Source organism: Nocardia jinanensis (genome assembly GCF_014645735.1).
GTDB classification, from domain to species: domain Bacteria; phylum Actinomycetota; class Actinomycetes; order Mycobacteriales; family Mycobacteriaceae; genus Nocardia; species Nocardia jinanensis.
Genome location: NZ_BMMH01000026.1, coordinates 56,451 through 68,875 on the forward strand (window position 1 = coordinate 56,451; position 12,425 = coordinate 68,875).

Annotated in this window: 11 protein-coding genes; all 11 read left to right on the forward strand. The window is 66.7% G+C overall.

The genetic code is table 11. The annotated features are described in order from the left end of the window. The first annotated feature begins 14 nt into the window (after nucleotides 1–14). Nucleotides 15–440: a WXG100 family type VII secretion target gene (locus IEY68_RS31465; RefSeq protein WP_062999137.1), complete on the forward strand. Its 426-nt coding sequence runs from the start codon at nucleotides 15–17 to the stop codon at nucleotides 438–440. Nucleotides 441–499: 59 nt separating this feature from the next. After that, the gene (locus IEY68_RS31470; RefSeq protein WP_062999135.1) at nucleotides 500–799 is read left to right on the forward strand and encodes a WXG100 family type VII secretion target; all 300 of its coding nucleotides are present in this window, start codon (nucleotides 500–502) and stop codon (nucleotides 797–799) included. 31 nt (nucleotides 800–830) lie between these two features. Then, complete coding sequence (locus IEY68_RS31475; RefSeq protein ID WP_229719155.1) at nucleotides 831–1,691, forward strand: ESX secretion-associated protein EspG; 861 nt, start codon at nucleotides 831–833, stop codon at nucleotides 1,689–1,691. Between the two features lie 30 nt (nucleotides 1,692–1,721). Beyond that, on the forward strand, nucleotides 1,722–3,449 hold the full coding sequence (locus IEY68_RS31480; RefSeq protein ID WP_229719156.1) for a CpaE/TadZ family protein: 1,728 nt from the start codon (nucleotides 1,722–1,724) through the stop codon (nucleotides 3,447–3,449). Continuing rightward, the gene (gene eccD / locus IEY68_RS31485; RefSeq protein ID WP_062999133.1) at nucleotides 3,446–4,984 is read left to right on the forward strand and encodes a type VII secretion integral membrane protein EccD; all 1,539 of its coding nucleotides are present in this window, start codon (nucleotides 3,446–3,448) and stop codon (nucleotides 4,982–4,984) included. The genes IEY68_RS31480 and eccD overlap by 4 nt, the downstream gene beginning before the upstream one ends. Further along, nucleotides 4,984–6,348 (forward strand): type VII secretion-associated serine protease mycosin, encoded by a 1,365-nt coding sequence (gene mycP, locus IEY68_RS31490; RefSeq protein WP_062999131.1) that lies wholly within the window; start codon nucleotides 4,984–4,986, stop codon nucleotides 6,346–6,348. Before eccD ends, mycP begins: the two co-directional genes overlap by 1 nt. Then, nucleotides 6,345–8,072, forward strand: a complete 1,728-nt coding sequence (gene eccE, locus IEY68_RS31495; RefSeq protein WP_229719157.1) for a type VII secretion protein EccE — start codon at nucleotides 6,345–6,347, stop codon at nucleotides 8,070–8,072. The genes mycP and eccE overlap by 4 nt, the downstream gene beginning before the upstream one ends. Nucleotides 8,073–8,095: 23 nt before the next feature. Then, nucleotides 8,096–8,443, forward strand: coding sequence for a helix-turn-helix domain-containing protein (locus IEY68_RS31500; RefSeq protein ID WP_030525335.1), 348 nt, complete (start codon nucleotides 8,096–8,098; stop codon nucleotides 8,441–8,443). Between the two features lie 107 nt (nucleotides 8,444–8,550). Continuing rightward, entirely contained in the window at nucleotides 8,551–9,702 is a 1,152-nt protein-coding gene (locus tag IEY68_RS31505; protein ID WP_062999127.1) for a discoidin domain-containing protein, read from the forward strand. A gap of 28 nt (nucleotides 9,703–9,730) precedes the next feature. Continuing rightward, nucleotides 9,731–10,618: a zinc ribbon domain-containing protein gene (locus IEY68_RS31510; protein ID WP_062999125.1), complete on the forward strand. Its 888-nt coding sequence runs from the start codon at nucleotides 9,731–9,733 to the stop codon at nucleotides 10,616–10,618. A 568-nt stretch (nucleotides 10,619–11,186) separates the two neighbouring features. Continuing rightward, on the forward strand, nucleotides 11,187–12,425 hold a 1,239-nt coding region (locus IEY68_RS31515), incomplete at its 3' end, for an NAD-glutamate dehydrogenase domain-containing protein (protein WP_229719158.1).

Here is a 12,425-nt window from a genome sequence, read left to right on the forward strand (position 1 = left end):
AAAGGAAGAACACCATGGCTGCTGACGGTGTGGCGGGACTTACACAGGCGGATCCGGATACCCTGGTAGCGGTTTCCAAGAAAATGGCGACGCCACTGCAGACTCTGGAAGGTCATCTCAAGTCTCTTGCCGGTTCGCAGGGCACCCTGCAGACCGCGTTCAAGGGCAACGCCGGTGACGCTGTGTACAACGCTTTCGGTAACGTCCTCACGACCGGCTCCAAGGTCGCGGAATTCATCGAACAGATCATGCAGGAGATCATCGGCGCGAGCTCGAAGTTCGACGAAGAGGACCGGTTGGCGATGCAGGGAATCGCGAACCAGCTCGGCGATGCCGCCGACGGTACGTTCACCGGGAGTACCGCGGGCGCCACGGGTACCTGGGCCAACACCGGGCTCGAGAACACGACGGGTCCGAGCAAGGCGAGTATCGATTGGTGACGGTTTTCCCGTCCGATCACCGAATTCGTTGACATTTCATATTCGAGAGGTTCGATTCAATGACCAAACCAATTTTTACCAATAAAGGCGAAATCGAAGCTGCGCTGGGCCAGGTGCGCAGCGTCGTGGGAGGTATGCAGGAGAATCTCGGGCAGCTGCAGGGGCTGAAGCAGATGCTGCTCGAGGAATTCAAAGGCTCCGGTGCCTCGGGCTACGAGAGCGTGGCGAATCAGCTGGAGTCGCGGGTCAACGCCTACGCGGGTAGTCTCGGCGATCTCAACAAGGCGACGGACCACGCTGCCTCGCTGATCGGCGATGCGGACACGCGGGTCGCCGCCATGTTCCAGAACCTGCTCTGAGGCGAGTGGTGGTTTGACCGAATATACGCCGGTGGGTACAGCATCGGCGGAGGTGGAGTCCGGCGATCCGGTATCGGTGGATCTGAATGTCGATGCCGCCCTTGTCCTGAAAGACATGGTCGGCATCGACACCTACCCGCTTGTCCTGTCGATCACGCCGAATATCTACCGGATCTCCGACCGCGACCGGGTCCGGGCCGTGGTCGCGGCACAACTCACAGCCGACGGGATCATCTCCGATGGCGAGGTGGACCCGGTGGTGGCCGGATGGCTGCGGTGCCTGGATCGACCGGATACCGAGCTGGTCATCCGGGTACTCGACAACGGCCGCGGGGGGGAGACCCCGACTATGCTGCGCGTATCGCTGGTCCGCCGGGGAGAACACCATGTGCTGGCCGTGCGCTGTGACGACGAGATCGTCATACAATCGGTTTTCCATCAGGGCCGGCAGCTGGATACGCTCACGGCGGTACTCGAATCGATACTCGGTGACTATCCGGTACTGGATTTCGAACCGTTCACCCGGGCCGAGACCGACCCGGAGGAGCCGCCTCAGGACGCGGACGGAGTGCGGGCGGGTCTCCGTGAACTGGGCGCCTCACCGCGAACCGCGAATGTGCTCACCCGAGCGCTGGGCGAGATCGTCCGCCAAGCCGAGGTCCTCATGATCGAACATCGGGACGGGGGACCCGAAACACCCGACTTCACAATCTGTATGAACGTGCTGGACACGTTCTCGGGGCGATTCGTGATCACACCCAGCGTCACGTTGGACGGCCGAACCCGGTCGACCTTCCGGCCGGGTGACCACGCTGCCCTGCAGAGTGGTATCAACACTCTGGCCGAGCTGCTGCCCGGCCGTAGCTGGTTCGATACCGCGCGCACCGGTTGACGTTCCAGTGCTGGATGAGAGGACGGTGAGATGAACCGGGCACCGACAACCAACGGCGCCGCTTCCGCGGCGCTCGCCAAAGGCGGTTACGACGCCTACTTCGCCCAGGTCGAGGAACATCCCGCTGGCGGAGCGGCCGCGGCCGCGAGTCCTCCTGGTCCTCCCGATATCTCGTCCGCGGCCTTCGGGGCCGATCCGACTACGGCACCGGAATCGGGGACCGACCAGATGAGTTCGGCCACACCGCAGCATCCGGTGCCCGGCCCGTCGGTCGATCCGCAATCGGCCGGTGTCGCGCCGGCTTCGGTATCGCCGCCGCAGCCCACCGGCCCCCCGCAGCCCGCCCCCGAGGCGCCGCCCGTGGGCGACGGCGAACTCGCCGATCTGCGACAGCGCGCGGCCACGGCCCATCAGCAGGCGGCCGAGGAGGAGCGGCAGGCCATCGCTCGCCGGCAACAAGGCACTCAGGGTGTCGCCGCGCCGCCTCCCGTCGGCGCCCCGGCCGCGCCGACGCAGCAGAGTGCGGCGGCTTCGGACACTTGGACGTCACCGAACAGTGCGGAAGCATCTCCGGCCGCGCCGCTGCCTTCCGCCCAGCCCGCGCAAGCCGCTCCCACCCACGGATATTCCACGCCCCCCGCCGGATACGCCGGCCAGCAGCAGAGCTACACCGACTATTCACCGGGCGCCGGTGCCCGGCCGGTGGCTTCGCAGCAGGCCGCCGACGTATCCCGCGTACCGGACCGGATCCACCGCCCGGCCTACGAGTCCACCGGGCGAATCGAGGTCCTGCCGCCCGCTCTGGCCTCCGCGGAACTCCTCGCCGAGATCGCGGCCGTGCGGCAAGCGCATCTGCGCTCGAACAAGGGCGTACGCGGTGCGCTGAACAAGGTCGGATTCAACCTCGGTCTCTCACCGGCCGAACAGGAGGCCGAGAGCCGGCGTACCCGGATCCGCCGCCAGCTCACCGTGCCGTACCAGATCGCAGTGGTGAGTGTGAAGGGCGGTGTCGGTCGCACCACGACCGCGGCCGGGCTCGGATCCACTTTCGCCAAGCTACGGCCGGATCGGGTTGTAGCCATCGATGCGAATCCGGATTTCGGTGATCTGTCCAGTCGCACCACGCGGCACCAGTTCGGTCTCACCCTGCGTGATCTCGCGCAGGCCGGCGGTCGCCTGGACTCGTTCTCGGCCGTACATTCCTACACCTCGGTCAATACCGCCGACCTCGCGGTGGTGGCCTCGCCCTGGAGTACGGACGCGGGGGAGGCGTTGACCGGGGCGGAGTACCAGACCGGTGTGGAGATCCTGCGTCGCCATTACAATCTGCTCGTGGCCGACTGTGGAACCGGTGTGCTCGATTCGTCGACCAACACTGTGCTGCGTACCAGCGACGCCGTGGTCGTGGTGACCCCTGCGACCGTCGGCGGGGTCACCGGTGCTGTCGCGACCCTGAACTGGTTGAGTTCACACGGCTTCGATCATCTGATCGCGTCCTCGGTAGTGGCCATCGTGCGGCAGCATCCGGTGAAACCCACCGTCGATATCGAGGCAATCGAGAAGCTGTTCGCCTCGGCGCAACGGCCCACCATTCAGATCCCGTTCGATCCGCATCTCGCCGAGGGCGGCGAGATCGATCTGCGCATGCTGGAAAAGGAGACCGCGCTGGCCTTCGAAGACCTGGCGGCCGGTCTCGCCGACGACTTCCCCGGTTACGTCGCCGAGCCGTCCGGCGGCGATCGCGGCGGTATGCGGTGACCGCTGTGCAGGCGGCACCGGCGGCTCCGGCCGGCGACGCCGCACCGGCCGAGGTGGCACGGGCGCGTATCGCCGTCATGGTCGCCACCTACCAGGTGGACGTCGTCGTGCCGACAAAGTTCACCGTCGAGACTTTCATCGACGATCTGGTTGCCGTACTCGCCAATGCGATCGGCGACGAGGAGGTCGATTTCACTCCGCCGCACGGCCAATGGAGTCTGGCCCGGCCGGGCGAGCCGCCGATTCCGCGCTGGCGCAGCCTCGGTGATCACGACATAGTCGACGGGACGGTGCTCATGCTGGCGCCGGTGGAGTCCTCCGAGGTCTTCACTCCGGTCGTGGAGGACATCACCGACGCGCTGGCGCTGATCAACGAACGCGAATTCGCCGAATTCGATCCCGATACCGCCGCGATCGTGGGTCTGGGTGTCTTCGGAGCCGGCGCGGTGGGACTGGCGGCCATGCTGTCCTGGGCGTGGACCCAGTCCGGTTCACTACTGTGGTGCGGGTTGCCCGCGTTACTGCTCGGTGTGCTGTGCTGGGCGGCGGCGGTCGCTATCCGTGGTAGCGGTGCGGCTCGCCGCATCTCGCTGGGTGCGGCGCTGGCCGCGATCCCGTTGCTCTTCGCGGGCAGCGCCATGCTGGTTCCGCCGGCTTACGGGGAGCCCGGCCCGTTCGCTCCGGCGAATATCGTGGCCGGGTCGGTCGTCATCGCTGTTGCCGCCATGGCGATGATGCGGTTGACCGGTAGCGGTATCGCGACTCTGATGAGTGTGGCGGTGCTCGGCATCACGATAACGGTGGTGGTGCTACCGCTGGCCTACTTCGACCTGGTGACCCGCCAAGTGGCGGGCGCCGCAGTGTTCTTGGGGCTGGTACTGCTCACGCTGGCGCCTCGGATCGCGGTGGTCATCGCCAGGATCCGGCCACCGGATCTGCCCGACCCGGGTAACGAGGTGAACCCGTCCACCCTCACCGATATCTTCGACGCGGAAACCCACCGCGATGTCGAGCAGGCCGCCGAGGACGCGGCCGCCGCGGAAGAGTCCCGTCGCAGCAACGAGGCGGGTATCGAGAGCCGGGCGCGGCTGGCGGTCACCAGTTTGCGCGGTCTCATAGTGGCTGTCTCCGGCGTGTTGTCGGTAGCTACGGTGATCTGCGCGGCGGTCAGTCCCGGCGGGATCCGGGAGATCGTGATGGCCGCCGCGGTGGCCGGCATTCTCGCGATGCGTTCGCGGTGGTATCCCGACCGTATCCAGGCGATCTCGCTGGTGATCGGTTGCGCGGTCACCGTAGTCGGTGTGGCGGCCGTGCTCGTAGGAGCGTACGAAACCTCGTTCGCGCGGCTCGCCGTCGTCATGGTGGTCGCCTTGATCGCGTGTGCCGCACTGGCCGCGGCGCTGCGCCTGCCCGGTAAGCGGCTGACACCGGTCACCCGCCGGATCACCGACCTCATCGAGTACGCGCTCATCCTCGTGGTGCCGGTGATCGCCTTCTGGATCATGGGTGTGTACACCGCCATGCGAGGAATCTGATGGGCCTTTGCCTGAGCAGGGCTGCGGCGGCAGCACTGACCGCACTTGTGCTGGGCGCGACCGCCGCGCCCGCGGGTGCCCTCGTGCCGCCGGAAGTGGTGGTCGGCGTCGCGCCGCCGGACGGGCCGCCGGCGCCGGAAGTGCCGACCAAGCAGGAGAGCGGTTGCCTGGCGACCGGGGTGCTACAGGATACGGATATCTCCCGGACACCACCGTCGGAACTGGCCTTGAACCTGGCCGATGCCCGGACCCTCAGCCGCGGTCTCGGGGTCACCGTCGCTGTGGTGGATACCGGTGTCACACCGCATCCGCGGTTGCCCAATGTGACGGCCGGCGGCGACTATGTCGCGGCCGGGGGCGACGGGCTCCAGGATTGCGATGCGCACGGCACCCTCATCGCCGGAATAATCGGCGGTGCGGCCGATCCCGCGGACGGATTCACCGGAGTCGCACCCGACGCGCGGATCCTCTCCATTCGCTATCGGTCCGCAGCATTCCGGGTGGAGCGCGGCATGGGCGATCAACGGGAGCGACTCGCGCTGGAGATACGAACCCTGTCACGCGCGATCACCCACGCCGCGAATCTGGGCGCGGGCATCATCGCGGTACCGCTACCGGTATGTCTGGCGGTGGATTCGGGCGTCGATCTGGGGGTGCTGGCCGAGGCTATCGGCTATGCCGTGCACACCCGGGGTTCGCTCATCGTGGCCGGAGCCGGTAACTCCGGCAGCATGGGCTGTGAGCAGAATCCGGGTTTCGATCCCGGACGGCCCGGCGATCCCCGAAACTGGAAGTACGTGAAAACGGCGGCCGCGCCGGGGGTTTTCGCCGAGTCCGTGCTGACCGTGGGATACACGACCGCGTACGGCGGGGTCACCGATACCTCGCTGATGGGCCCATGGGTGACCGTAGCCGCCCCCGGCACCGGTATCGAATCGCTGGGGCCGGGATCGGTCGGTCTGATCAACGGCGTCGGACCGCCGGATAAACTCGTCCCTGTCGGTGGTTCCTCCTTCGCCGCGGCCTACACCGCCGGGGTGGCGGCGCTGGTGCGTTCTCGGTATCCGAACGAGACTCCCGCGGAGATCGTCGCGCGGCTGACCGCGAGCGCGCACGCCCCGGCCCGCGGTATCGACAATACGGTGGGCGCGGGCGTGATCGATCCGGTCGCGGCGCTGAGCTATCGGACGCCGCCCGAACCCCCGGAAGGTCTCTTCCAGGTGGTGGATCTGGAGTTGCCGCCGCCACCGCGGTCGCCGGACGCCAGACCCGGTATCACCGCGGCGATCGTCATCGTCGCGGCGGTGCTGATCGGTGCGGCCGCGACCTACGGGGTGAGTTCGCGGCGGAGACAGCAACGGTGACGGTGACTGCGGAAAGGGCCGTACGTGCTCCGGACCGCCGGGTCGCCGGGGTCGAACGCGGCCCGTTCGCGGTGACGGCGATCGGAGGCAGTGTGGTGATGACCGGATTGTCCGCGTATCTACCACTGTGGGGTGCCGCGCTGATCTTCGCCGGATTACTGCTCATGGTGGTCGTGCGGATCCGGGGGCGGACGCCGGTGCGCTGGTTTCTCGATTGGTTCGACTTCCGCAGCGGTAGGACGGGCCGGGCATCGCTGCTCACCGCGCCGCTGCCGGTCCGCGATATCGATGTCGCCGCGGGGCTCTGCGGTATCGCGGAGGACGGGGACGTGCTGGTCGCCATGATCCAGCTGGCGCCGAACCTCGACCTGCCGACGGTGATCGCCGAACAGACCATCTACACCGAGGACACGGTCGCGGTCGAGAGCCTGCTGCCGATGCTCGACCAATACGGTATCGCTATCGATATCGATATCGTGACCACCGGCCAGCGGGTGCGGTCGGCCGGTAGCTACAGCATGCTCTACGACCAGCTGATCGGTTCCCATCCAGTGGTCGGAAACCGGCTGACCTGGCTGGTTCTCCGGTTGGATCAGGAACGTAATCTGCGGACGCTGGCCAAACGCGGACCGTGTGCGGTGGTCGCACCACGCACCCTCGCCACTGCGGCGCACCGGATCGCGGGGCGGCTGCGCGAGCGGGGTGTGGCAGCCCATCCGCTGCCCGCGGCGGCGCTGCTGGAGGCGACCCGGTTGCTGCACGCCGGCGCCGAACTCGGTGATCTGACCGAACAGTGGGAACGCCTGAAGACCTCGGTACCCGGCCGTTTCGTCACCAGTTTCGGGATCGACTGGACGCAGCTCGACAATTCCGGTCTGGACGACTGCTGGACCTGGAACAGTGGGCGCACCACGCTCGTGGTCAGCCTCTCAGGGGCGGACCGGCCCCGGGCGGTCGTGCGCTATATCGGTCCGGCCATGACCGAAGCGTTGCCCGACTATCTACGCCGATTGCCCGGTCGTCAGTCCGTGGCGCTTCGTTCGACCCTGCCCACCGGAGTCTCGTTGCGCGAGTTGACCCGGGACGAGAACCTCGTCGAGGAGGCGCCGGAGCAGCTGAGCGCCGGCCTCTCCGTGCCGATCGGACCCAACGGTCAGATCCTGGGTGCGATCAGCGGGCAGACGCGTCATCAGCTCGCGATGCCGCTCTTCGATCCCGCCCCCTACAATCCGCGCCGCCGTACGGTGGATGTCCAGGCGATGCTGCCCGTCGCGCAGCAGTTGGTGCTGCGCGCTACCGTCGTCGGGGCCGATATCGAGGTACACACCAGCCGGCCACAGCGCTGGCAGCATCTGGTGAGCGCGGTCGGTGACGCCAGGTCGCTGCGGTTGGCCGCGGCGGATGACGAGGAGCCGGGCGCGAACGCCACCATCACGGTGTTCGACCAACTGCCGCCACAGGCGTCCGCGGCGCCGACCACGGTATCGATCAGTGATCCGGGTAGTCCGCGCCGCGGTTCGGTGGATCTGTCGATCGAGCAGGTCGGGGAAACTCAGCTGGATGTGCGGATCCCGATGCGCACCGTCCGGGTGAATCTGGTCGAACCTCGCGGCGAGACCCGCTATCTCGATCACAGCGATCGACCGCCGACGGTTGTCCCGCCGTCCGGCAATTCCGAACGGACGGTCCCGGTGACCCGGCCTCAGGGATATCCGGCCCGGTGAGTAGGACAGAGCAGGTAATCTCGATGACCGTGGTAGCGGATCCCGAATTTGACAGTGGCAGATTCGACAACCCGGACGGTGCGCAGGAGCAGACACCGCGGCAGGCCGCCGCGGCGATCTTCTCCAGCCGACTCTCGGAACTGATCGCCGAATCGGTCGTGTCCACCGAAGACGGCTCGACCCGTGGGCTGACCTTGTATTCGCTCGCTCAGCACCTGGAACTCGCGTATCCGGATGTACCGGTCTCGCAGTCCGGTCTGTACCGGTTGATCCACGGTGATGCCATCCCGCGACTGGATCTGATCATCGCGCTGGCCCGGGTGTTCGATGTGCCTCCGGAGTATTTCGTGACGGCCGAGAAAACGCGCTGAGCCGGGCTGCGGGAAGGCCGCTCGGCCGGTCGCCGGAGCCCGAGTGAGCTCCCACTACTGGGAATGATGGTGCTGTAGGTCGGCCCGCAGCCGATACCATCTCGGATATGCCCGATGCGGATTCCGGAGACGTATTTCTCCGCAATCGAGGTGCGATTCTGGATGCCCTACTGTCGGATCCCGCTTTCGGGCTCACAGAAAACGCGCCCGCGGAGCCCGCAGAGCCTGCAGAGCGCTCCGGGCCACCCGTAGCCGCGCCGAGTTCCGGTCCGGGCCGGTCGCAGGTCGCCTTCGAAGAATCGGTGCCCGCCCCGCCGCCGCCCCCGGTCCGTACCGCCTCGGTGCCCATAGACGATGCTCCACCGTTCGTGAGCGTGGGCTCCTCCGCGGCCGAACCGGATCCCGATCCCGCCGTCTCGCGGCCACGCCGCTCGACGGCCGGACCTTCGGCGAGCGAACGGATCAATGCGCTGCTCAGCGGGCAGTTACCCGATGCCCGGGGATCGTCGTTCGCCTCGGACAATGCGGAGAGGGTCGCGGATCGACTGAACTCGACGGCCCCGCCGGAAGCCGAGGCGCAGCAGACGCCTGCCCCCGAGGCCGCCGGGGCCGAACGCCAGTCCCCGCAGGAGATGGCCCGCGAGGTCGCCGATCAACTGCGCAAACCGAAGGTGGCGCTCGCGGTCGCGGCGGTGGTCGCCTTGCTGATCGTGGTGCTGCTGGTGGTGAGCGGCGGCAAAGAGGATACGGAAACCCGGCCGCTGGCTGTCGCACCGGCGCCCACCCAGCAGGCGCCCCAAACCACCGTGCAGGCCGGTGGCGGCACCGTCGAGGTGCAATCGGCGGAATCGAAATGCCCATCCGGCGGCACCGACGGTATGGACGCCTTCTCCGGTGAGCCGGACAAGGCATGGTCGTGCCCCCGCGCGTACAAGATCGATGGCCAGGTGCTGCGGATCGACCTGGGCAAGAAGTACGAGATCGATTCGATCGCGATCGTGCCCGGCTGGGATCATGTGGGTACCGACGGCACCGACCAGTGGACGAAATTCCGTACGGTCAGCCGTGTCTCGTACCAGTTCGACGACGATGACAAGACCACCTACACCCAGGAGACCCTGGACCAGCGGTCGCTGGTGGTGACCCGGATCGAACCGCCGATCGAGGCATCGGAGATCACGCTCACCGTGCTGAAATCCAGTGGTGACCGCGCGGCCAATACCGTGGCCATCTCCTCGATCGTGATCACGGGGCAATGAGACCGGATATGGGATACGGGGTGCGGTCATGACGGTCCGCTGCCAGTACTGCGGGCATTCCGCGGGCGCCGGGGTCTCGGCATGCGCCAATTGTGGTGCGCCGCTGCCCGAGAGCGGACCGCCGCCTGTGCACGGCGGTGCGGCGGAGCCGGCCGGCCGGCACGGTGCGGCCGCCACTCATCTGGCCGAGATGAGCGGTTGGGCCGGTGCGATGGGAGTGCCGGGAACGCATGGTCACCACCCGCACGGTGCGGCAGGCGCGATATCGCCCGCGCACCGGGACTCCGCGCAGCACGCCGACGGGCAGGCCGGTCATCATCACGGACACCATCACGGTGTGCTCGGATTCATTCGTGCGCATCTGGTGGACGAGGCGGAAACCGTCGTCCGGAAGCATCATCCGAAATGGCAGTGGCGAGCGGCCGGTGGTGTCGCGGTGGCGGTACTGCTGGTGCTCGCCTTCCTGATGCTGAAGTCCTGCGCGCTGACCGGCCCACCGCTCACCGGTCCGTCCGGTTTCGGTGGAGGTGGACCCGCCGCGGCCTCCGATCCGGTCTCCGCGCTGCCCGACCCATTGCAGAGCGCCTCCTGCCGGCCGCACGACGAAACCGACGGTGTCCAGAGCTGTGTGCTCGACGCGGGAAGTCCGCTGCTGATGGGTGAGATCACCGGTGGCCGGTCACTGGCGTTCCAGGTTCAGGCCGCGGCACCCGGCGCGCTGACGCAGGCGATCGCGCAGTGGCGGTCCGCGGGTGGCAGCGTCGTCGCCGACGGCGAAGTGTTCGCGGCGATCAGTGCGTCCGCGGCGATCTGGTACGCCGATACCGAGTCGGGTCTGCGGGTGGATACCGGCGCGTTCAGCGACACCGCTGGCGCGCGTACTTTCCTGATCCGGTCCGGTCTACTGCACCCGTAGGCGTACCTCCGCCTTCGCTGCGGCCATGCGCGTCGATATGTTGACCGCACCTGTTCACGGTGTCGGTTCGTGGTGGGCCTCGGCGTACCTCCGCCTTCGCTGCGGCCATGCGCGTCGATATGTTGATCGCATCTGTTCACGGTGTCGGTTCGTGGTGGGCCTCGGCGTACCTCCGCCTTCGCTGCGGCCGTGCGCGTCGATAGCATCTGTTCACGGTGTCGGTTCGTGGTGGGCCTCGGCGTACCTCCGCCTTCGCTGCGGCCGTGCGAGGATTTCGTACGGGCGTTGCCCAGCTGCGCGCTCCACCTGCGGACCGATCCGGATCTGTTTCCATCGCGAACATCTCGATGACGTGCTTTCTTCCCGATCCGGAAAAACTGGTGATCGTTTACACACGCGTAACGTACCGCTATACAACGGCACATTAAACGCGTAGAGTGCCCAGGTAGAAGGCTCGAAACCGAAGCGGAAAGGCGCGATCACGGTGACGACAATGCAGGACACAGTTTCGCCGATGCGATTCCGGATTGATCCGGACGAACTGGGGTCGGCGCGTTTCCGGACCGCGCTGTACCGAACAGCCGAGGCTCCGCCGGGTGAGTGGCGGTTCACGCTCTACGCCGCGGGCGAGGGTGTTTCGCTGAGCCGGGTGCTGCCGGTTCTGCACAGTCTCGGTGTGGAGGTCGTGGACGAGCGGCCCTATCAGCTCGAATCCGAAGGCAGATCGGACTGGATCTACGATTTCCGGTTACGTGTGGTCTCGGCCGTCCTACGTACGCAACTCGATCCCGAGCTGGAGGCCGATCTCGATCAGGCCGAAAGCCCCGGTGCGCAGGGAATCGCGCAGCGATTCACCGCGGCGTTCGAAGCAATGTGGTTCGGTGCCGCCGAGGTCGATACGCTCAACGAATTGATCCTGCGGGCCGGACTGCACTGGCGTCAGGTCGTGGTACTGCGCGCCTACGCGAAATATTTGAAACAGGCCGGATTCTCCTACGGTGCTGCCGGTATCACTCGTGTGCTGCTGGCCAATCCGGATATGTCGCGTGGTTTCGTGCGACTGTTCGAAGCGTATTTCGATCCCGACGGTGACGCCGATTCGGCCGCGGGTATCGCGGAATGGCTGGAAGCCGAGATCGACGCGGTGGTCAGCCTGGATACCGACCGGGTGCTGCGCGCGGTCCTCAATGTGGTCACCGCGACGCTGCGCACCAACTATTTCCGGCGTGACGGTGAAGGCGAGCCGCCGGCGCATCTTTCGCTGAAATTCGATCCGCAGTCCATCACACTGCTGCCGCAGCCGCGGCCGAAGTTCGAGATCTTCGTGTATTCGCCGCGGGTGGAGGGTGTGCATCTGCGGTTCGGTGCGGTGGCGCGTGGTGGTTTGCGGTGGTCGGATCGGTTGGAGGATTTCCGGACCGAGATCTTGGGTCTGGTGAAGGCGCAGGCGGTGAAGAACGCGGTGATCGTGCCGGTGGGTGCGAAGGGTGGTTTCGTGGTGAAACGCCCGCCGGTTGCCACGGGTGACGCCGCCGCCGACCGGCAGACACTGTTCGCCGAGGGTGTGGCCTCCTACCGGACCTTCATCTCCGGCCTGCTCGACCTGACCGACAATGTGGAACACGGCACCGGGAACGTTCTCCCGCCGGAGCGGGTGGTGCGTCGTGACGGTGATGATACGTATCTGGTGGTTGCGGCGGATAAGGGTACGGCGACTTTTTCCGATATCGCGAATGATGTTGCGGGTCGGTATGGTTTCTGGTTGGGGGATGCTTTTGCGTCGGGTGGTTCGGCGGGGTATGACCAC